Raw genomic sequence first — 19,606 nt, 5'->3', positions numbered from 1 at the left:
CGTAAACCCGGTCGCGGAGGCCCGGGGCCGTCTGGTGGGATCGACCCCATGAAGATCGAATCTGTCGGAACGTCCGCGGCCGGGGGCAGCCGCTCGGCCAAGTACGACCGGATCGGGGTGGGTTACCGGGAGGTCCGGCGGCCCGATCCGCGGCTGGCCGCGCTGATCGCGGACGCCCTGGGGGACGCCCGGACCGTCGTCAACGTGGGCGCGGGCGCCGGTTCGTACGAGCCTCAGGATCGCGAGGTGACGGCCGTGGACCCGTCCCGGGTCATGCTCGACCAGCACCCGGGGACCCGCAAGGTCAGGGCCGGAGCGCAGCAACTGCCCTTCCCCGACGGGGCGTTCGACGCCGCGATGGCGGTGATGACCGTCCACCACTGGCCGGACCCCGCGGGCGGTCTGGCGGAACTGCGGCGGGTCTCCCGGCGCCAGGCCGTCTTCACCTGGGATCCGGAGCACCGGACGCCTGATCTGTGGTTCTTCGAGGAGTACTTGCCGGAGGTCGGGGAACGGGAGCGCTCCACGTTCGTCCCGCTGTCCGTGGTGACCGGGGCGCTGGACGCGCACACCGTGCTGCCCTTCCCCGTCCCGCACGATTTCACCGACGGCTTCCGGGCCGCCTTCTGGCGCCGGCCCGAGTCCTACCTCGACCCGGTCGTACGGGCTGCCAGCTCCACCTTCGCGAGCCTGCCGGCCTCCGTCGTGGAGCCGGCGATCGCCCGGCTGCGCGAGGACCTGCGGTCGGGGGCCTGGCAGCGGCGCCACGCCGCCCTGCTGGAGCGGGAGAGCGTCGACTACGGCTACCGCCTGGTCCTCGCCGGGGCCTGAACCCCCGGCGAGGGGCGCTCTCCCACTGCTGCGCGCTTACTCCACGATGGCCAGCTCCCGGGAGGCGTTGTTGAAGCTGCGGCAGCCGTTCTCGGTGACCGTGATGATGTCCTCGATGCGGACCCCGAACCGCCCCGGGAGGTAGATCCCCGGCTCCACGGAGAAGCACATGCCGGGGACGAGGACCTGCTCCTCCCCTTCCACCATGTACGGCGGCTCGTGCGTGGTGACTCCGATGCCGTGGCCCGTGCGGTGGATGAACTGCTCGCCGTATCCGAACTCCGTGATCACCGCGCGGGCCGCCCGGTCCACGTCCTGGCAGGCGGCCCCCGGCCGGGCCGCTGCCACGCCCGCCAACTGGGCCTCGCGGACGATGTCGTGGACGCGCTGCTCTTCCTCGGTGGGTTCGCCGACGTGGACGGTACGGGAGATGTCGGAGCCGTAACCGTGCTTCAGGCCGCCGAAGTCGAGGACCACCATGTCCCCGTGCTCGATGACCCGGTCACCGGCCTCATGGTGCGGGTTGGCGCCGTTGGGGCCGGAGCCGACGACGGTGAAGTCCACCTGGGAGTGGCCGTGCACGCGCAGCAGCGCGGCCAGGTCGTCGGCGACGTCGCTCTCCCGGCGCCCGGCGAAGGGGACGTGGAGGATCTGCGCGTACGCGGCGTCCGCCGCCTCGCCGGCCGCCGCGAGCCGGGCCAGCTCGCGCTCGTCCTTGACCGCGCGCAGCATCGGCAGCGCATCGGTCAGCGAGACGTACGAGGTCGTCGGCAACTCCCTCTGCAGTCCGAGCAGATGCAGCGCCCAGGCATTGTCGCTGACCCCGAAGCGGCCGGTCGCGTCCAGCAGCGGGGAGGTCACGGTGTACGGGTTCTTCCCGTCGGCCCAGTCCCGCAGGGTCAGCGCGCCCGCGCCGGGGGACTTCGCCGCGTCGGGGGCTTCCAGCGCGGGGACGACGAGGACGGGGTCCTGCCCGGCTGCGAGGACGAGCAGGGTCATCCGCTCGGTGTCGACGGGCCGGTACCCGGTGAGGTGGGCCAGGTCGGGCCCGGGGGCGACCAGCAGGCCGGCGAGCCCCGCGTCGGCGGCGGCCTGCGCGGCGGCGGCCATCCGGGCGGCGTAGTCGGCGGCAGTGAAGGGATCGGAGTCATGGTCCATGCCGGGATCCTCCCGCGCCCCGCCCCCGGACGGCAGGGGGCCGCGCCGATCACCCCGCCCCCGCCCCCGCACTGCCCGCTTCGCGGGGGCTTGTCCCCCGGGGCTGCGCCCCGGACCCCTGAACGCCGGCGAGGCTGAATCCTTCAGCCCGTCCGGCGTTTGAGGACCGGGTCCGGGCAGAGCCCGGGGAACGGCGGAAGGGTGGGTAGGGGACGGGCCCCGCAGGGCTTCGTGTCACGCCGGGGTCACCGCCCGCAGGGCCCACTCCAGCGGCCCCCGCCGCAGCTCCGTACCGCGCAGGAAGTGGCCCCAGGCCAGGCACCCGATCACCGCGACCCCCGAGAACGCGGCCAGCACGCCCCAGCCGCTCCAGCCCCGCAGGAACACCGCCAGCGCGAGCGCGTGCGCCACGTACACCGTCAGGGCCATCGCCCCGACGGCGGCGAGCGGCCGCAGCAGCCGCGTCGCCGCCCGTCCCGCGCCGTGCGCGGCCAGGGCGAGCAGGCCTATGAGGGCCGCCCCGACTCCGGAGTTGCCGAGGGTCTCCAGCGGGGTCTGGCTGTAGGGGCCGGCCACCAGCAGCCAGTCCCAGGAGGTGCTGGGAACGGCACCGAACTGCTCCGCCAGCACGGCCGCGACCGGGTCGGGCTCCGCCGCCGCCCAGGGGTGCTCCCGTGCGACGGCCTCCAGCAGCGGCCCGCGCCGCCCGCCGGGTCCCAGCGCGAGCCAGGAGGCGCCGTAGCCGGCGACGGCAGCCGCCGCCCCGTAGCCGGTCAGCAGCCGCAGCGACCGCTCGCCCCGCAGGTCGGCGAGGCGGCCCAGGGCCATGCCGGCCAGGATGTACGGGAAGTAGGTGAGCAGCGGGTACGCGCCCGAGAGCAGCAGCTCCCGCAGCATCGCCCCGGCCCCCGCCCAGCTCGCCAGGTCGGAGGGGACGGGTGTGGCACCGCGCCCGCCGGTGCGCAGCCCGAGGGCTGGGCCCAGGAGGTAGGAGAGGACCGGGCCCAGCACCACCGAGGCGCCGGCGACGGCCGTCAGGGTGCGGGTGCGCAGCCGGGTGAAGGGTTCGGCGGCCAGGAAGTAGACGGCGTAGAAGGCCAGGATCACGAGGATGCCGGGCGAGAGCGCGGCGAGGCACAGGCCGAGCGCGGCGAGGATCGCGCAGCGGGTCAAGGTGGCCCGCAGGGGCGGGGGTCCGGCGGAGCGGGCGCGGGCGAGCGCGAGGGAGAACCCGGCGATGAGGGTGAAGACGGCGGGTGCCCGGCCGTCGGCGGCGACGAGCAGCCAGCCGGGCCCCTCGGGCGTGGGCGGCGGGCCGACGTGCACGGCGAACATGCCGAGGACGGCGATGCCGCGGGCGGCGTCCAGCCCGGTCAGTCGGTTTGTTCCCATACGGGTAGGGATGGCGATCCGGGCCGCGGGGTTGCCTGTGCCCCCGCCCGGAGCCGGGTCGCCGGGTCGCCGGCCGGGTCGCCAACCGGGTCGCCGGAAAAGCCGTCGCGGGAGCACCCCGCTGATCAGCTATGCTGTGCTTGCACATCGAACGGGTGGTCCGCCGCCCTTCGTGGTGGGTGTAGCTCAGTTGGTAGAGCACCTGGTTGTGGTCCAGGTGGCCGCGGGTTCAAGTCCCGTCACTCACCCTGTTGATCCCGTGGGGGTTACGAGTTTTCCTCGTAACCCCCACGGGTTTTTTCGTTCCCCTGCCGGAGCGGCGCGTCGCGGGCGGCCGGGCCCGCCTGCCCGGGCCCTGGCAGGATCACACGTATGAAATGGGACATCGGGGGCGATCCGGCGCTGCTCCTCGCCGTCCTCGTGGCGGCCGCGGTGTTCGGGGTCACCGTGTGGCTGTGGCCCCGGCTCGCGGGGTCGAGGGTGCGGCCGGTGCTGGGGCGGGCCGGGCTCCAGCTCGCGATCACCCTGACGACCGGGTCGGCGCTGCTGCTCGCGGTGAACTCCTCGTACGGCTTCTACGGGTCCTGGCGCGACCTGCTGTCGCTGCGCCGCGAGGCCCCGGCGCCGGCGGGCGCCCGGGCCCCGGGGCGGGGGGCGCTGCTGGTGCGGGGGACCCACTCCTGGCGGCACGCGGGCTCCGACGACCCGGCGGTGATCGGCCGGATCGAGGTGGTGACCGTGCGCGGGGCCCGCAGCGGGCTGTCGGGGCAGGGGTACGTGTACCTGCCGCCGCAGTACGTGCACGCGTCGGCCGGGCGGCGCGCGGAGTTCCCGGTGGTGCTGGCGCTGACCGGGTTCCCGAGCACGCCGGGGGTGCTGATCGACCGGCTGCGGTATCCGCAGCTGGCTCTGGAGGCGGTACGGGCGGGGCGGATGCGGCCGGCGGTGCTGATCCTGATGACGCCGACGGTGGCGCCGCCCAGGGACACGCAGTGCGTGGACGTGCCGGGCGGGCCGCAGGCGGGGACCTTCTTCGCCCGGGACCTGCCGGCGGCGGTCTCCTCGGCCTACGGCCTCACCCGGGATGCCCGGGGGTGGGGCGTGATGGGGAATTCGGTGGGCGGCTACTGCGCGCTGAAGCTGGCCCTGCGCACGCCGGACGCCTACCGGGCGGCGGCCGCGCTGTCGGCCCCGTACGCGGCGGCGCGGGACGCGGACACCGGTGACCTGTTCGGCGGCGACGCGGGCCGCCGGCAGGAGGACGACCTGCTGTGGCGGCTGCGGAACCTGCCGCAGCCGCCGGTGTCCCTGCTGGTGGCGAGCAGCCACAAGGGCGAGCACCAGTACCCGGCGACGCTGGAGTTCATCGACGCGGTACGGGCGCCCGCGCGGGTGTCCTCGATCCTGCTGCCGCGGGGCGGGCACACCTACGAGACGTGGGCGCGCGAGGTGCCGTCGGCTCTGGAGTGGCTGGTGAGGCGGCTGAGCCCGCACTGAGGGACGGCACCCGGCCCCGCCCTACCCGCGCAGGAAGGCCTCCACCTCGGTGGCGAAGGCCACCGGGCTCTCGTGGGGCGCGTAGTGGCCGGCGCCGGGCAGCGGCCGGATGCGGCAGTTCGGGTACGAGACCTGCCAGGTGGCCCGCATGAAGTCGACGGTGAGCGCGAGGTCGTACTCGCCGACGAGGACCAGCACCGGGACGGTGCTGCCCTTCACGGCGGCGGACAGGTCGAGCGGCTGCCAGCTCGCGAGGTACCCGGCGAAGGCCTCCGGCCGGGACACGGCGAGCGAGTGCGCGACCATCCGCTCCACCCAGTACGGGCTCGCGCGGCGGCCGGTGACGATGTCGAGGATGGCGCGGCGGTTCTCGGCGTTGCCGGCGGCCCCGTAGAAGAGGTCGTGGGTGGCGTCGTCCATCTCGTAGGGGCCTGCGGGGACCGGGTTGATGCCGATCAGCTTCTCGACGCGCTCGGGTGCGCGCACGAGGACCTGCTGCATGGCCTTGCCGCCCATGGAGTGGCCGAGGAGGGAGAAGGTGTCCCAGCCGAGCTCGTCGGCGAGCGCGAGGACGTCGTCGGCGATCTCGGGGAGCGTGTAGCGGCCGGGGACGTCCCCGCGGTCGCCGTAGCCGCGGTAGTCGAGGAAGGCGTACGAGAACTCCCGCGGGTCCAGACAGTCCAGTACGGAGCCCCAGTTGGCGGACGTGCCGAACCAGTCGTGCAGCACGATGACGCGGACGGGGCCGGTACCGATCCTGCGGTGGGCGATGGCCATGCGTTCTCCCTCGGTGACGGGGCGGAAAGAATTGCCGCCGTACGTTCTGCCCACCGCGCCTACCATCACACCGTGAAGCCGACACCTTCCGTTGCCGCGGCCGCCGTGGTCCGCGTGGAGCGCATCCGGGTCCGCGACGGGCGCTCCCCGGACCGTCACCCGTACCATCCGGCGCGCTACGAGATCACCCACCCGGCCGAGATCGCCGAACTCCTCGCCGTCTGGCCCGAGCCCGTGCCCGAGCGGCCGGCCGGACCCGACCCGCAGGACGCCTTCGTCTGCATGTGCATGGAGCACGATCCGGACCCGTTCGACGCCACGGACGATCCCGCGATCCGCCACGTACCGCCCGTGCGGCCCGAGCCGCTCGCCCGGCTGCTCGACCGCGACGCCCCGGACGGCATTCCGGCCCGGCACCGGGCCCGGTGGGTGGCCGCCGCGCCCGAGGTGCTGCGCGGGTACGCCGGGGCCATGGCCCGGGGCGAGGATCCGCCGCGCCCCGCACGGATCTCGCTGGCCGCCGCCTTCTCCTGGCAGGGAGCCGTGCGCGAGGACCCCACCGACGCGGCCTCGCTCCTGGCGGAACTGGCGCCCGGGCGGCTGCTCGTGGGGGCGGCCACCGAGGACCTGGCGTGGGCGGTACGGGAGACCGACCGCGGCGGGCTCGACGCGGCCGTGCGGTTCTTCGCGAGCGAGGAGTTCACCACCCGCCACCCCAAGCGGCGCCGTGTCCCGGACACCGCCCGGGACCTGCTGCTCCGGCACGCCCGCAGCCACCGTCCCCGCGACCTCCCGGTCCTGGAACGGCGGCTGCTGCGCATGCCGGACGACCGCGTCAGACGGTCTTGATCGCCGGGTCCGAGACTCCGGCCGCGCCCGTCTCCACGTGGCCGGCGAAGCGGCGCAGGAAGGTGGCGTCGGCGTCGGAGACGACGGTGACGTCGTACCAGCGGGCCGTGCCGGACAGCACCACGGTGTGCGCGACGGTGCCGGCCGCCGCGACGCGCACGGTCTGGGCCGTGCCGCCGTAGGCGTTGGTGACGGTCAGGTTGACGGCCGCGGTGCCCCCGTTGGTCAGGGACAGCACCAGGTTGCCGGTGGTCTTGTCGTGGCGGGCCGTGACCTCGGGGCCGGCCTTCTTCGCCGGGCCCTTCCAGGTGCGCAGGAAGCCGTTCGGGCCCCAGACCGAGAGGTTGATCTGGTTGCCGGTGGAGCTGCTCGTGCTCCATGTGTCCGACAGGGTCTTGCCCGCCTCGACCGTGTAGGGCCAGGGGCCGTCCGTACGGTTGCCCGAGGTGCTGTGGAAGTGGGCGCCGAGGGAGGGACCCGAGGAGAAGGTCAGGGTGAACTTACCCGTGGAGACCGTGGCCTTGCCGTCCACGTACGGGGCGTAACCCAGTGCGCGGGTCGGCTTGGAGCCCGCCTCCTGCTTGGGCAGGGTGCCCGTGGCCGGAGGGGTCGGGTGGTAGGACGGGTGCCGGTTCTTGTCCGGCGGTACGTACGCCGCCGTGGACGGCAGGGCGGCGGGTGCGGCGTCGGCCTGGGTGAAGTCGAAGGCCGAGGTCAGGTCGCCGCAGACCGCCCGGCGCCACGGGGAGATGTTGGGCTCCTGCACGCCGAAGCGCTTCTCCATGAAGCGGATCACCGAGGTGTGGTCGAAGGTCTCGGAGCAGACGTAGCCGCCCTTGCTCCACGGGGAGACCACGATCATCGGGACGCGCGGGCCGAGGCCGTACGGGCCGGCCGCGTAGCCGGAGACGCCCCCGGTGTACAGGTCGCCGGTGACGCTCGCCGTGGACAGGCCCCAGGCGGAGGAGGTGGGCGGGTACGGCGGCACGACGTGGTCGAAGAAGCCGTCGTTCTCGTCGTAGGTGATGAAGAGGGCCGTCTTCGCCCATACGGCCGGGTTCGCGGTCAGCGAGTCCAGGACCTGCGAGATGTACCAGGCGCCGAAGTTCGTCGGCCAGTTGGAGTGCTCACTGAACGCCTCGGGGGCGGCTATCCAGGAGATCTGCGGGAGGGTGCCGTTCACGACGTCCGCGCGCAGCTTGTCGAAGTAGCCGCCGCCCGCCTTGACGTCGGTGCCGGTCCGGGCCTTCTCGTACAGGGCGCTGCCGGGCTGGGAGTTGCGGTAAGTGTTGAAGTACAGCAGTGAGTTGTCGCCGTAGTTGCCGCGGAAGGCGTCGTTGATCCAGCCCCAGGAACCGGCCGCGTTCAGGCCGTCGCCGATGTCCTGGTAGACCTTCCAGGAGACTCCGGCCGACTCCAGGCGCTCGGGGTAGGTCTTCCAGCCGTAGCCGGCTTCCTGGTTGCCGAGGACCGGGCCGCCGCCCACTCCGTCGTTGCCCGTGTAACCCGTCCACATGTAGTAGCGGTTGGGGTCGGTGGCACCGATGAAGGAGCAGTGGTAGGCGTCGCACACCGTGAAGGCGTCGGCGAGGGCATAGTGGAACGGGATGTCGTTCCGGGTCATGTACGACATGGTCGTGGCCGTCTTGGCCGGGACCCACTTGTCGTACTTGCCGTTGTTGTACGCCTGATGGCCGCCCGCCCAGTCGTGGTTCAGGCCCTCCAGGAACTGCATGCCCAGATCGTTGATCTGCGGGTTGAAGGGCAGGATGTCCTTCGTGCCGTTGGACTGGTGGAAGACGGACTTGCCGTTGTCCTGGAGGACCGGCCTCGGGTCCCCGAAGCCCCGGACCCCCTTCATCGCGCCGAAGTAGTGGTCGAAGGACCGGTTTTCCTGCATGAGGACGACGATGTGCTCGATGTCCTGGATCGTGCCGGTACTTCCCTGGGCCGAGATGGCGGCGGCCCGCGCGATGCTCTCGTTCAGCATCGTGATGGCGGCGGCGCCACCGGCGATCTGCAGGAACCTGCGCCGATTGACTTCAGTCATGGAGGACGACCTCTGCGGGTGAGACGGGGGCGGGGGGATGTAAGGGGCGCCCCAAGAACAGCGGCCCCGGGGTACCGGTCGGCGTTGCTTTCATGACAGTGGGCCGTACACCTGGAGAACGGAATACCTCGTCGGACGGTTCATGCCCCACGCGCCACTTCCCTTCGCGGCCGTGGCCGGCGTGCGGCGGCCGGCGGTCCCGGGTACTCACCCGGCCGACCGGCGGGATGAGCATCCGTACTCAGGACCGGGACCGGACGGCGCGTCATCGTGAGGGCATGCCGAATCAGCCATCCGTACCGCGCCCGCGGCTCCGCGCCGGGATCACAGCCGTCGCCGGCATCCTGCCCGGGGACGTCCTCACCTCCGACCGGCTCCAGCACGAGATCGCCGGCCGGACCGGACTCACGCTGCCGCCACGGCTGTTGACCCAGGCCACCGGCATCCGTACCCGCCGGGTCGCGGGCGACGGGGTGTACGCGTCCACGCTCGCGGTGGGCGCGGCCCGCCGGGTACTGGACAGCGCCGGGCTCGGGCCCGCCGACATCGACCTGCTGCTCTTCGCCTCCGCCTCCCGGGATGTCGCCGAGCCCGCCACCGCGCACATCGTGCAGGCCGAACTCGGCACGAAGGCCCACGCCTTAGACGTCACCAACGCGTGCAACAGCTTCGTCAACGGCATCGATCTCGCCCGCGCCATGATCCTCGCCGGCCGGGCCCGGCGGGCCCTGGTGGTCACCGGGGAGACCCCGAGCCGGGCCGTACGGACGGCGCCCGCCGACTTCGCCGAGTTCCGCGCCGGCTTCGCCGGCTACACCTTCGGCGACGCGGGGGCCGCCGTGATCGTGGAGCCGGTGGAGCGCGGCGGGATCCTCGACGTGGACACCGAGACCCACTCCGAGCACTGGGAGGTCGGGGGCATCCCGGGCGGCGGTTCGCGCCACCCGCGCGGGGACGCGTACACCTACTTCCGCGGCGACGGGCACGAACTGCGCGGGGTCTTCGAGAAGGTGGGCACCGCCGTCATCGACCGGACCCTGCACCGCACGGGCATGGACTGGGACGACTTCTCGAAGGTGCTGGTGCACCAGGTGACGGTGCCCTATCTGGAGCGGTTCGCCGAGCTGACCGGGGTGCCGGCCGGGAAACTGGTGGTGACCGTGCCCGAGCTCGGCAATATCGCGAGCGCGACGATCGGGGTTCAGCTGGACCGGATATTCGGTGAACTGAAGCCCGGAGACCGGGTGTTGTTCGTCGGGCTCGGCGGCGGGATCAGCATCATGACGATGCTCTGGGAGAAGTCGTGAGCGCGGCCGGGCGGTTGTGGGTGGTGGTGCCCGCGCACGAGGAGGAGGCCCGGATCGGCGGGACCCTCGCCGCGCTCGCCCGCCAACGGGACCGGGATTTCACCCTGTTGGTCGTCGACAACGCCTCGGCCGACCGGACGGGCGCCGTGGCCCGGGAGTTCGCGGCGGGCGCCCCCTTCGCGGTGGAGGTCATCGAGGAACCGGAGAAGGGCGTCGGCTCCGCCGTGGACACCGGCTTCCGGTACGCGATCGGGCGCGGCGCGACCCTGCTCGCCCGCACCGACGCCGACTGCCTGCCCCACCCGGGGTGGACGGGCGCGGCGCGGGCGGCGCTGGCCCGCGACCCCGGGCTGGTGTGCGGGCGGATCGTGGCCCGCCGCGACGAGCACGGTCCGCTGGGCAGGGCCGGTTTCGGGGTCCTCGTACGGCTCGCCGGGCTCTTCGGCCGGCTGCGGCCCGAGCACGCGCGGCGCCGCGGCTACCGCGCCCCGTACCGGATGCACGCCGGGAACAACATGGCCATCACCGCCGAGCTGTACCTGGCCGTCGGCGGGATGCCCCGGCGCCCCTCCCCCACCGACCGGCTCTTCCTCAACGCGGTGCGCCGCCACACCGACCGGATCACGCGCTGCCGGGCGATGGTCGTGGAGAACTCCACGCGCCGGCTGCGGGCCTACGGGATCACCGGCACGGCCCGCTGGTACCTCGGCCGCGGCAGCGGCCCGCACGGAACGGACGACCCCCGCTGATGCTGGACCGCCTCGACCACGCGCTGCGCGCCCGCCCCGAGCGGCCCGCCGTCCTGACCGCCACGCGTACGGGAGCCACCCGGACCGCCGCCACGCGCGGGGAACTCGCCGAGCTGGCCGACGCGTTCGCCGCCGCGCTGTACGCACGGGGGCTGCGCCCCGGGGACACCGTCGGCGTCGCCGTACGCCCCGGGCCGCGCGCGCTCGCCGTCCTGCTCGCGCTGTGGCGGCTCGGTCTGCGCGGGGCCGTCCTCGACCCGGGCGCCGGACCCGACGTTCTGCGCGCCCGGCTGGCTTCGGCGCGGCCCGTGCTGGTGCTGGCCGACGCCGCCGCGCAGGCGGTGGCCGGGTGGGCACGGCCGCTGGCCCGGCGGGCGGCCGGGCTGGAACTGCCGGAGCTGGCCGGGCTGGGCGCGCCGGTGGCCACGGTCGGGCGGCGGCTGCCGGGGTGCGCGCCCGCGCTGGACCTGCGGGCGGCGCGGGGCGGTGTCCCCCCGCGGTTCACGGGTGACGGGGACGGCGACGCCGTCATCGTGTTCACCTCCGGGACCACCTCGCGGCCCCGGGCGGTGGTGCACACACGGGCGAGCCTGGCCGCGGGGATGGAGACGGTGTCGGCACTGTTCTCCCCCGCGGCCTCCCCCGCCCCGGGGAAGTCCTGGGCTTTTCCCGCGGCCGGCGAACCCGTGCTCGGCGGCACCTTCTTCGTGCTCGTCCCCGCCCTCGTGCGCGGCGCCCCCGTGGCCCTCCCGGCGCGTTCGCCCCGGGTGCTGGCCCGCCAACTGGCCCGGCTGGCGCCGCGGGACACCTACCTCACCCCGCCGCAGCTGCGGGACGCGCTGCGCGCGGGGGCCCGCTTCCGGGGGCGGGTGTGGACCGGATCGGCTCCGGCGAGCGCGGAACTGCTGGGGCGCGTCAGGGAATCGGGAGCCGATGAGGCCTGGGGGGTGTACGCGCTCACCGAGTTGTTCCCGGCCGCCGCGGTGGAGTCCCGGGAGAAGGCCGCCCACGAGGGCCCTGGCGACCTGGTCGGCGCCCCGCTGCCCGGCGTGCGCGCCGAGGCCGACGCGGACGGGCAGCTGCTGCTGGCCGGCCCCGGGGCCCGGCACCGCTACCTCGGCGAGGCCCCGGACCCGTGGGTGCGTACGGGCGACCGGGCGCGCCTGGACGGCGCGGGCCGGATCGTGCTGGAGGGCAGGGCCAAGGACATGGTGCTGCGCCGGGCCGAGAACATCTACCCGGGCCTGTACGAACCGTCCCTGCACGTGCCCGGGGTGGAACTGGCGCTGCTCGTGGGGGTACCGGCGGATGCCGCTGACCGCCACGGCGACGGCTACGGCGACGAGCGGCTCGTGGCGGTCGTCCAGCCCTGCCACGGCGCCGCCGAGCCCGCGCTGCGGGCCGCGCTGGCGGGCCCGCTGCGCCGCATGGGCACGGCCGCGCCCGACGCCCTGCTGTTCGCGCGGATCCCGCTGTCGGGACGCTCCCGCAAACCGGACCGCGCGGCAACGGCGGCTCTGGCGGCCCACCGGCTGGGCTCCGTCGCTGGCTCGCGCTCTGGCTCCCGCCCCGACTCCGACTCCCGCTCCGGCTCCGGCTCCGGCCCCGGCCCCGACTCCGGCCCCGCACGGAACGGAGCGCACCAGCCATGAACCGCCACCCCGGCCAAAGCCTCCCGCGCGCAGCGGCGCGCCCCGTGACGGCCGCACCCACGTGGCGGGCCCGCGCCCGCGCCGCCCGGCAGCGGGTCGGCGCCGCCCGGCTCCGCCCCGGGACGGGGCCCCGCGCCCGGCCCGCCGCCACCACCCCGTGGCGGGCCCGCACCTCGGACGTCCGGGAGCGGGTCATGGCCTCGCACCGCCGCTACACCCGGGCCAACGGCGACGCCCTCGCGGGCTCGCTCACGTACGCCCTGCTCGTCGGGACGGCCCCGGCGGTGCTGCTGCTCGGCTCGCTGGCCGGCCGGGCCGGGGCCGGTGGAGGCGGAGGCGGGGCCGGGCGGGCCGTGGACGGGCTGGCCGCGGCCCTGCTGCCCGCCGCCGCGGCTCCGCTGGCCGGGCGGCTGCCCACCGCTGCCCCGCACTGGCGGCCGCTGCTCGTCCTCGCCCTCGGCTGGTCGGTGGTGCGGCTGACCCGGGCGCTGCGTACGGGCATCCGGGCCATGTGCGGGCAGAACGCGGGCAGCGGAAACCCCGTGCGCGACGCGGCCCGGGACATCGCGGGCGCGGCCGCGCTCTGCCTCGCGGGCACCGCCATCGCCGCCGTGGTGACGGCGGGCGGTCCGGGCTGCGCGGTGCCCGCACTGTGGGCGCTGTTCGCGGCCGTCCTGTGGCTCGCCCCGCGCCGGGTCGCCGGCAGGCCCCGGCCGGCCGCCCTCGCGGGTCCGGCGCTGGCGGCCGCACTGGCCTGCCGGCTGCTCGCCCTCGCCGCGGACCCCTATCTCGCCGCGACCGCCGCACTGCACGAGGACCTCTACCGCGGGGCCGGGCCGCTGATCGGACTTCTCGTCTGGGGCGGCCTGTGCGCCCGGGTGCTGCTCCGCGCGGCCTCCTGGGCCGCCACCACCAGCCAACCGGAAGGAGCGAGGAGTTGACGAACCTGTGGGTGGTCGTGCCCGCGTACAACGAGGCGGCGGCCATCGGGACCACCCTGGCCGCGCTCGCCGCCCAGCACGACACCGGATTCACGCTCGCGGTCGTGGACAACGCCTCCACCGACCGGACGGCGCAGGCCGTACGGGACTTCGCTCGCTCGGCCCCCTTTCCCGTCGAGCTGGCCCGGGAGGAGCGGCCCGGCGCCGGGACCGCCGCCGACACGGGCTTCCGGTACGCCATCGCCGCCGGCGCCACCCACCTGCTGCGCACCGACGCCGACTGCCTGCCCGCCCCGGACTGGACGGCCGTCGCGAAGGCGGAATTCGGGCGGGGCGCCGAGATGCTGTGCGGCCGCAGCGTGCCGCGCAGCGACGAGCGGCCCACCCTCCTCGAAGCCCGGCTGCTGCCGGCGCTGATCCGGCTCACCTCGCTCTACGGCCGCTACCGGCGGGCCCACCGCCACCCGCGGTACCGCACCCCGTACGTCCTGTGCCACGGCCACAACCTCGGCATCACCTCCGGCCTCTACCTGCGCTGCGGCGGCGCCCTGCGGGTGCCGCTGCACGAGCGGTCCGAGGACGTGGCCCTGCTGAACCGGGCCCGCGAGCACAGCGACCGGATCGTGCGCGCGGAGCACCTGGTGGTACAGAACAGCCTGCGCAGGCTGCGGAGTTGGGGACCCCGCCGCACCCTGCTCTGGTACTGGGACCGGCGCTACCGGCCCGCCGACACCGCGGAGACACACGTCCGATGACCACCGACCCGACGATCCCCACCCCGATCCGGACCCCGGTCCGGACCCGCGCGACGGCCGGTACGAAGGCCCGCACCAAGGCCCACACCAAAGCCCGCCGCCGGGACCGGCGCGTCTACCTGCGCGCCCACCCGCTCCTGTTCGCACTGCTCGCCGCCACCCGCGGGCGGCCCGTGCGCCGGATCGGCCGCGGCACGCTGCTCGTCCACGGCACGGCGGCCTACCGGGAGGCGCTGACCCGGCTGCCGCTGGACCGCACCGCGCCCGGCACCACGGGCGGCGCGGCCCGGGCCGCCCGGGTGGAGGGCGTGCTCTTCGATCAGGAGGGCTCCGGCCACCGGGCGGCCCGGCGGGAGCTCGCCGAGCTGCTCGGCGCGGCCGGGACCAGGCAACTGCGGCCGGTATGGCATCCGTTGCTCCTACGGCGGCTCGCGCCGCTGCCGCTCGGGGGCACGGTGGACCTGGTCCCGCTGGCCCGGGAACTGGCCGGCTCGGTGGTGTACGCGCTGCTGCGTCCCGGCGCCGAGGGCGGCTCCCCCGCCTGCCCGCTCGCCCTCGCGGAGGCCGCAGCCGAGGCCGCGGCCGCCTCCGTGCGCAGCCACCTCCCCGGCCCGCCCCGCCCCGGCGCCGAGGTGGCTGCGGTCCGCGCCGCCGAGCGGCTCCGCGGGCTCCTGGGTCCCGGGGCGGACGACCGGGCCGCGATGCTGGCGGTCGCGGCCGTCAACACCACCGTCGCGGCGCTGCCCCGGGCCGTGGCCTGGTGCGCCGACGCGGGGCTGTGGGACCAGGCGGCGGATCCGGCGCTGTGCCCCGCCCTGGCCGACGAGCTCCTGCGCGTGACGGCGGCCTCCCCCCTCCTCCCCCGGGTGGCCGCGGCCGACGGCTCGGTCGGGGGCTGCCCGGTCCGGGCCGGGGACCGGCTGCTCCTGGTGGCCCGGCACGCGGCCGGAGCCCACCTGTGGGACCCCGACGGGCGCCGCCCCGCCGAGCCCGGCGTCGCCCGCCTGGTCTTCGGCGCCGGGCCGCACGCCTGCCCGGGAGCCCGCCTGGCGCGGGGGCAACTGGTCGGCGTACTGGCGGCGTTGGCTCCGCACCGGCCGGTCGTGGTCCGGGCCCGGGTGGACCGCCGGGCCGCCCTGCCCGGGTGGCGTTCGCTGGTCGTACGGGCGGCGGCATGACATCCCGTAGGGCGACATCCCGTAGCGCGGCCGGGGTACGGATCGCCGTCACGGGCGCGAGCGGCTTCTGCGGCGGGCACGTGGCCCGCGCCGCCGCGGCGGCCGGGGCCCGGGTGGTGTGCGTGGGCCGCAGGCCGGGCCCGCTCGGGGAACACCGCTTCTGGGACGCGTCCCTCGCGGAGCCGGACCTCTCGGGCGTGGACCTCGTCGTGCACTGTGCGGCGGCGGTCGGCGATCCGGCCCCGGGCTCCCCCGCCGAGGCCGTCATGCACGCGGTCAACGTGACCGGCGCCGAACGGCTGTTGCACGCGGCGGGCGCCCGGCCGGTGGTGTGGGTCGGCAGCGCCAGCGTCTACGACCCCCGCCTGGACCGCACGCTCGTCCGCGAGGACCACCCGCGCGCGGGGCACCTGAACGCCTACGGCCGCACGAAGGCCGCCGGCGAGGCCCTGGCGCTGGCCGCAGGCTCCGTGGTTCTCCGCCCGCGCGCCGTCTACGGCCCCGGCGACACCCAGCTCCTGCCCCGGCTGCTCTCCCGGGTCCGCGCCGGGACCCTGTTCCTGCCGGGCCCGGACGTCCCGCTCAGCCTGACGGCGGTGGAGAACCTGGCCGGGGCCTGCCTGGCGGCTCCCGCCTGGCCCGCGGGCGCGTACAACATCGCCGACGCCCGCCCCTACCGCCGCGACGCGGCCGTCCGCGAGGTCCTGCGCGCCCACGGCATCCGCGCCCGCGTACGCCACCTCCCGCCGGCCCTGGCGGCCCTGGCGGCCGGGATCACGGAAGCCCTGTCCCGGGGCGAACCGCCCCTGAGCCGCTACGCGGTGGACCAGCTCGCGCACCCGGTGGTCCTGGACCTGACCCGCGCCCTCTCCCAGGGCTGGACCCCGTCCAGAGCCCTCCCCGACTACCTCGCCGGCCTGCGGGGGTGAGCCGCGCGAGGACGACGACAGCGAGGGCTGGATCCGACCGGAACGGGGCCAACGGGCGCCGGTGAAGGCCCTGTTGTTAGGGTGGCGCCATCGATGAGGGGCGGGGGCCATGGCAAGCGATGCAGATCTCAACGCGTCCGAGGGCGACCTGACGCGGCTCGCCGACGACATGGATTCCATGCAGCGGCACCTCGACGCCCAGGTCCGGCGCATGGACGCGATCGTCGACCGGATAGAGGCGGGCTGGAAGGGCGAGACCGCCCAGGCCTACCGGGCCCTGCACCGGGGCGCCGCCGAGGACGCCGTACGCATCCGGGAGATCCTCGTCGTCCTCGAGGAGGCCGTACGCATGGGCCGCGACGGGTTCACCCAGCAGGAGCTGGACGTACTCCAGGCGTTTCGCAGAGTGCGCAGCTCGGTCGACGTCGCACGCGAAGTGGACCGACTCTCCGAGGGCACGGCGGGCACGGCGCCGGCAGCACCGCGCAGCGCCCTCTCGGACATCTGACGCACACGTACTCCCGAGGAAGGGGAGCTCCGCATGTCCGGTGGTGACCACATAGGAGTCAGCTTCGCCGCGCTGCAGGGACTGACGCGGGAGCTGGAGGACATCCTTCGCCTGCTCAACGAGCGGCTCGAGGCGCTTTACGCGCGCACCGAGAAGGTGGCGCTGAGCTGGGAGGGCGAGGCCCGTGACGCCTTCGTCGACGAACTCGACCGGTGGGACCGGCAGATGCAGGACCTGGAAGCCGCCCAGAAGTGGCTGCACGAGGTCGTGACGACGGGCCACTCGAACTACAGCGCCGCGCACCGGGCCGTGCTGCGCGGCTGGGGGGCGGGCTGATGGCCGGGCCCACGGCACCCGCCCAGGGCGGCGGGTTCGATGTCACTCCCTCCCAGCTGAACGGTGTCGCCGGGAACGTGGCCCTGCAGCAGAACATGCTGCACACGGCGGCGAACGACTTCCTCTACGACCTCGTGGAGTACATGGACTGCGGCGGGTACGGGAGCGCCGCGCAGGGCGTGTCCGCCGCGTACGTCAAGGTGGGGAATCGTTTCCTCGAAGTATGGGCCCGGAGCGTCGCCGGCGTGGGGGGCGTCGCGGTCGGATTCGTCACGACGGCGAACAACTACTCCCGGGCGGAGGCCGCCAGCCATCCGTCCGCCGCGGTTCCCCCCGTCCAGTTCCCCGTCCCCAAGGTCATCGACACGCCCCCGAAGTACCAGCAGATCACCGACCTGCGCTGGGGCGACATGGACGACTACAGCAGCGGCTTCATCTCCTGGCTGATGGAGGGCGTTCCCGACTGGGCGGCGGACATCCTGCGCGGGCTGTTGCACCACGTCGGCCGGTGGGGAAAGGCCGCCGACATCCTGCCCCTTCCGGACTACCTGGAGATCGACAAGATCGCCCTGGCCTGGCTGAGGCCCGGCTTCGCCGTCACGCAGGTGGACAGCGCCCTGACCGAGCTGGTCGGCTCCATCTCCGACCCCAACAACGGCGAGTGGCAGTCGGCGATGCGCCAGTTCGTCAGCTCCCTCTGGGGCACCACGGCGTGGGGCACCTCGACGGCGGGCTACCAGTGGAAGCACGACGCCGCCGGCGGGCAGGGCAGCGGCAGCCATCCCGTGATGAGCGTGCTCTTCGACACCACCCAGGAAGTCAGCAAGGCGATGCGCACCTTCGCCGAGTCGGCCGAGAGGATGCGCCACGAGGTGTGGCGCCTCTACAAGAAGGCCATCCGGGACGCGCTGGCCGAGCTGACGGATCTGCCCGACTTCGACGACGTCAAAAAGATCGGCAAGAAGCTGCTGGGGATGGGCAAGGAGGTGGCCATCGGCATCACGCTCAAGGTGGACACCGCCGCGATCAACCGGGCGGTTTCGGCGTACGAAGCCGAACTGCGCGGGGTGGAGAGCCGCCTCAACGCGCTGATGCTGGCCCTCGACGAGGCGTACCGGAGCGCTCCGACCTTTCAGTCGGAGGAGGGCCGCTCCCAGGCCTTCGGCGCCCGCTCCCTGAACGAATTCAAACCCGAGCACCGCTTCACCGTCCCGGGGCAGGACCCGGACAACATGTTCTATCCGATGGACCTGGCGAACCAGGAGGGCCTCTACGACAGCCATCCCATCGACAAGCACGTCGGCATGACCGACGACCAGCTCAGGCAACGCCTCCGCGATCAGGCGGGCGCCCCCGCCGCTTCGTCCTTCAAGGATCTCGCCGCCGCACAGAGATACACCCAGTCGACCATCGAGAACATCGACAATGCCGATCGCATCTCGAAGTGGATCGAAAGCGTCGAAAAGAAGATACAGAACAATCCGAACTACGACCCGAACAAATCCGAGATTCAGCCGCCGCTCTATCTGGAGTTCCCGAACGAGTCCACGGGGCGCAGCGTCGCGCGCGGCGACTATGATGCGGACGGGATGAACGCACAGGCCACGGACAAGAACTGGGTGCAGGTGCGACTCATCTACAAGGACGGCCTGGTGCCCCCCTTCATCGTGCTCACCGCCATGCCGCACAACGGACCCTAGAAAGGTGGATTACGTGCAGCCATCCCCTACGGCGCTGTTCACCGGCGGCCCGGCGCTTCGGCTCATCGATCTCGCCCTCTCGGTCCAGGACTCGGGCGGGAAGCTCTCCCTGGACGACGAGATCCGGCGCTACATCCGGGTGGTCGGCAAGGACTGGGCCGCCCATTGGAATTGCCCGGTCTACGTCGCGGCCGGCGTACTGGAGTTCACCGGGGATTGCGTCGCACAATCCGGCACGCTCGCATCATATCCGCCGGAATTCAGGGAAAAGGTGACGCGGGCCGCCGCCGGAATGGATCCCGCCGAGTATCTGCGCACGCTTGCCGAAATGGTGCGGATCCTCGACCGCGAACCGGCGCCCGAGTACGACGAGCTGCCGATGGCGGGGTGGGAATTCCTTCAGGTCTTCCCCTACCTCTTCGGCTTCGACGCCGTCCTCATGGACGAGGGAGACCTCCCGTTCGCGGACAATGTCCGCAGGTTCGTGACCAGCGAGCATCCGTACTGCACGGATCGCGCCGTCGCCCTCACTACGGAGGCTCAGCGCGCCCTCGTGCTCTTCCCCGGCGAGCAATGCCTCAGGGGCCACAACTACTGGGGCACCCGCGATCGTCTGCGCGAGCTCATCGACACCGTCAACGACCACATGCAGCGAGAGCACTCATGACCCCCGCCGAGAGCACGGCCGCGGCCGCGAACCGCGCCGCCACGTATCCCGACCGCGAGACGGCCCAGTGGGCCACTCAGCAGGTCGTCACCCACAACGAGCAGGTGATACACCGCTGGTTGGCGCAGTCCACCCGACAGCGGCTCACCATCGAGGCCGCGTGGCCCTCCCGCCCCGAGCCCGTCGGCCGGGTCCTGCTCCAGGCGATGATGCTGGCCGGCCGGGACGCCGTGGACGTACGGGCCGCCCGCGTCGTGCTCCGGCGCAATGCCGCCGCCGCGCACGGGTTCAGCGTCCACCGCACCTTCCCGATCTACCTCTAGAGGCTGC

General features: G+C 74.1%; 19 protein-coding genes and 1 tRNA gene. 16 read left to right on the top strand and 4 right to left on the bottom strand.

The genetic code is table 11. The features are described from left to right. Nucleotides 1-48 precede the first annotated feature (48 nt). Nucleotides 49-831, top strand: a complete 783-nt coding sequence (locus AC3IYI_RS31040; RefSeq protein ID WP_489406785.1) for a class I SAM-dependent methyltransferase — start codon at nt 49-51, stop codon at nt 829-831. 36 nt (nt 832-867) lie between these two features. On the opposite strand, the gene AC3IYI_RS31035 is transcribed toward AC3IYI_RS31040, so the two are convergent. Together AC3IYI_RS31035 and AC3IYI_RS31030 are read right to left on the bottom strand one after the other, a co-directional pair. Continuing rightward, nucleotides 868-1,989: a M24 family metallopeptidase gene (locus AC3IYI_RS31035; protein WP_489406784.1), complete on the bottom strand. Its 1,122-nt coding sequence runs from the start codon at nt 1,987-1,989 to the stop codon at nt 868-870. A 234-nt stretch (nt 1,990-2,223) separates the two neighbouring features. Next, nucleotides 2,224-3,381 carry a heparan-alpha-glucosaminide N-acetyltransferase domain-containing protein gene (locus tag AC3IYI_RS31030; RefSeq protein ID WP_489406783.1) on the bottom strand — a complete coding sequence of 386 codons (1,158 nt, stop codon included), beginning with the start codon at nt 3,379-3,381 and terminating at the stop codon, nt 2,224-2,226. Nucleotides 3,382-3,556: 175 nt separating this feature from the next. On the opposite strand from AC3IYI_RS31030, the gene AC3IYI_RS31025 reads away from it, so the two are divergent. Beyond that, nucleotides 3,557-3,629: transfer RNA gene (locus AC3IYI_RS31025), tRNA-His, on the top strand. A 124-nt stretch (nt 3,630-3,753) separates the two neighbouring features. Continuing rightward, nucleotides 3,754-4,878, top strand: a complete 1,125-nt coding sequence (locus AC3IYI_RS31020) for an alpha/beta hydrolase (protein ID WP_489406782.1) — start codon at nt 3,754-3,756, stop codon at nt 4,876-4,878. A 21-nt stretch (nt 4,879-4,899) separates the two neighbouring features. Here AC3IYI_RS31020 and AC3IYI_RS31015 read toward each other — a convergent pair whose 3' ends face one another. After that, nucleotides 4,900-5,655 (bottom strand): alpha/beta fold hydrolase, encoded by a 756-nt coding sequence (locus tag AC3IYI_RS31015; protein ID WP_489406781.1) that lies wholly within the window; start codon nt 5,653-5,655, stop codon nt 4,900-4,902. Between the two features lie 72 nt (nt 5,656-5,727). On the opposite strand from AC3IYI_RS31015, the gene AC3IYI_RS31010 reads away from it, so the two are divergent. After that, entirely contained in the window at nt 5,728-6,504 is a 777-nt protein-coding gene (locus AC3IYI_RS31010; protein ID WP_489406780.1) for a hypothetical protein, read from the top strand. Here AC3IYI_RS31010 and AC3IYI_RS31005 read toward each other — a convergent pair. Then, a complete protein-coding gene (locus tag AC3IYI_RS31005) occupies nt 6,491-8,554 on the bottom strand; it encodes a phosphocholine-specific phospholipase C (RefSeq protein WP_489406779.1) in 2,064 nt (687 codons plus the stop codon). The two genes, AC3IYI_RS31010 and AC3IYI_RS31005, sit on opposite strands and share 14 nt — an antisense overlap. Nucleotides 8,555-8,832: 278 nt before the next feature. On the opposite strand from AC3IYI_RS31005, the gene AC3IYI_RS31000 reads away from it, so the two are divergent. From AC3IYI_RS31000 to AC3IYI_RS30945, 12 genes are all read left to right on the top strand, one after another. Then, a complete protein-coding gene (locus tag AC3IYI_RS31000; protein ID WP_489406778.1) occupies nt 8,833-9,861 on the top strand; it encodes a 3-oxoacyl-ACP synthase III family protein in 1,029 nt (342 codons plus the stop codon). Further along, on the top strand, nt 9,858-10,610 hold the full coding sequence (locus AC3IYI_RS30995) for a glycosyltransferase family A protein (RefSeq protein WP_489406777.1): 753 nt from the start codon (nt 9,858-9,860) through the stop codon (nt 10,608-10,610). The genes AC3IYI_RS31000 and AC3IYI_RS30995 overlap by 4 nt, the downstream gene beginning before the upstream one ends. Beyond that, the gene (locus AC3IYI_RS30990) at nt 10,610-12,262 is read left to right on the top strand and encodes an AMP-binding protein (RefSeq protein WP_489406776.1); all 1,653 of its coding nucleotides are present in this window, start codon (nt 10,610-10,612) and stop codon (nt 12,260-12,262) included. Before AC3IYI_RS30995 ends, AC3IYI_RS30990 begins: the two co-directional genes overlap by 1 nt. Beyond that, complete coding sequence (locus AC3IYI_RS30985) at nt 12,259-13,203, top strand: YhjD/YihY/BrkB family envelope integrity protein (RefSeq protein WP_489406775.1); 945 nt, start codon at nt 12,259-12,261, stop codon at nt 13,201-13,203. Before AC3IYI_RS30990 ends, AC3IYI_RS30985 begins: the two co-directional genes overlap by 4 nt. Then, a complete protein-coding gene (locus AC3IYI_RS30980) occupies nt 13,200-13,958 on the top strand; it encodes a glycosyltransferase family 2 protein (protein ID WP_489406774.1) in 759 nt (252 codons plus the stop codon). The genes AC3IYI_RS30985 and AC3IYI_RS30980 overlap by 4 nt, the downstream gene beginning before the upstream one ends. After that, on the top strand, nt 13,955-15,136 hold the full coding sequence (locus AC3IYI_RS30975) for a cytochrome P450 (RefSeq protein ID WP_489406773.1): 1,182 nt from the start codon (nt 13,955-13,957) through the stop codon (nt 15,134-15,136). The genes AC3IYI_RS30980 and AC3IYI_RS30975 overlap by 4 nt, the downstream gene beginning before the upstream one ends. Further along, nucleotides 15,133-16,065, top strand: a complete 933-nt coding sequence (locus AC3IYI_RS30970; RefSeq protein WP_489406772.1) for an NAD-dependent epimerase/dehydratase family protein — start codon at nt 15,133-15,135, stop codon at nt 16,063-16,065. Before AC3IYI_RS30975 ends, AC3IYI_RS30970 begins: the two co-directional genes overlap by 4 nt. A gap of 109 nt (nt 16,066-16,174) precedes the next feature. Then, entirely contained in the window at nt 16,175-16,573 is a 399-nt protein-coding gene (locus AC3IYI_RS30965) for a WXG100 family type VII secretion target (RefSeq protein ID WP_489406771.1), read from the top strand. 33 nt (nt 16,574-16,606) lie between these two features. Beyond that, complete coding sequence (locus AC3IYI_RS30960; protein WP_489406770.1) at nt 16,607-16,909, top strand: WXG100 family type VII secretion target; 303 nt, start codon at nt 16,607-16,609, stop codon at nt 16,907-16,909. Then, entirely contained in the window at nt 16,909-18,609 is a 1,701-nt protein-coding gene (locus tag AC3IYI_RS30955; RefSeq protein WP_489406769.1) for an RNase A-like domain-containing protein, read from the top strand. Before AC3IYI_RS30960 ends, AC3IYI_RS30955 begins: the two co-directional genes overlap by 1 nt. 4 nt (nt 18,610-18,613) lie before the next feature. Beyond that, complete coding sequence (locus AC3IYI_RS30950) at nt 18,614-19,276, top strand: hypothetical protein (protein WP_489406768.1); 663 nt, start codon at nt 18,614-18,616, stop codon at nt 19,274-19,276. Next, nucleotides 19,273-19,599: an RNase A-like domain-containing protein gene (locus tag AC3IYI_RS30945; RefSeq protein ID WP_489406767.1), complete on the top strand. Its 327-nt coding sequence runs from the start codon at nt 19,273-19,275 to the stop codon at nt 19,597-19,599. Before AC3IYI_RS30950 ends, AC3IYI_RS30945 begins: the two co-directional genes overlap by 4 nt. Nucleotides 19,600-19,606: the final 7 nt, after the last annotated feature.

The sequence above is a fragment of the Streptomyces sp. GL_148 genome (assembly GCF_057834205.1).
This window is presented reverse-complemented; position numbering and strand designations above follow the sequence as displayed.

Excerpts from the sequence above, each read along its gene's own strand:
- AC3IYI_RS31040 (WP_489406785.1), top strand. The coding sequence starts at position 49 with ATGAAGATCGAATCTGTCGGAACGTCCGCGGCCGGGGGCAGCCGCTCG.
- AC3IYI_RS31035 (WP_489406784.1), bottom strand. The coding sequence starts at position 1,989 with ATGGACCATGACTCCGATCCCTTCACTGCCGCCGACTACGCCGCCCGG.
- AC3IYI_RS31030 (WP_489406783.1), bottom strand. The coding sequence starts at position 3,381 with ATGGGAACAAACCGACTGACCGGGCTGGACGCCGCCCGCGGCATCGCC.
- AC3IYI_RS31020 (WP_489406782.1), top strand. The coding sequence starts at position 3,754 with ATGAAATGGGACATCGGGGGCGATCCGGCGCTGCTCCTCGCCGTCCTC.
- AC3IYI_RS31015 (WP_489406781.1), bottom strand. The coding sequence starts at position 5,655 with ATGGCCATCGCCCACCGCAGGATCGGTACCGGCCCCGTCCGCGTCATC.
- AC3IYI_RS31005 (WP_489406779.1), bottom strand. The coding sequence starts at position 8,554 with ATGACTGAAGTCAATCGGCGCAGGTTCCTGCAGATCGCCGGTGGCGCC.
- AC3IYI_RS31000 (WP_489406778.1), top strand. The coding sequence starts at position 8,833 with ATGCCGAATCAGCCATCCGTACCGCGCCCGCGGCTCCGCGCCGGGATC.
- AC3IYI_RS30990 (WP_489406776.1), top strand. The coding sequence starts at position 10,610 with ATGCTGGACCGCCTCGACCACGCGCTGCGCGCCCGCCCCGAGCGGCCC.
- AC3IYI_RS30985 (WP_489406775.1), top strand. The coding sequence starts at position 12,259 with ATGAACCGCCACCCCGGCCAAAGCCTCCCGCGCGCAGCGGCGCGCCCC.
- AC3IYI_RS30975 (WP_489406773.1), top strand. The coding sequence starts at position 13,955 with ATGACCACCGACCCGACGATCCCCACCCCGATCCGGACCCCGGTCCGG.
- AC3IYI_RS30970 (WP_489406772.1), top strand. The coding sequence starts at position 15,133 with ATGACATCCCGTAGGGCGACATCCCGTAGCGCGGCCGGGGTACGGATC.
- AC3IYI_RS30965 (WP_489406771.1), top strand. The coding sequence starts at position 16,175 with ATGGCAAGCGATGCAGATCTCAACGCGTCCGAGGGCGACCTGACGCGG.
- AC3IYI_RS30960 (WP_489406770.1), top strand. The coding sequence starts at position 16,607 with ATGTCCGGTGGTGACCACATAGGAGTCAGCTTCGCCGCGCTGCAGGGA.
- AC3IYI_RS30955 (WP_489406769.1), top strand. The coding sequence starts at position 16,909 with ATGGCCGGGCCCACGGCACCCGCCCAGGGCGGCGGGTTCGATGTCACT.
- AC3IYI_RS30945 (WP_489406767.1), top strand. The coding sequence starts at position 19,273 with ATGACCCCCGCCGAGAGCACGGCCGCGGCCGCGAACCGCGCCGCCACG.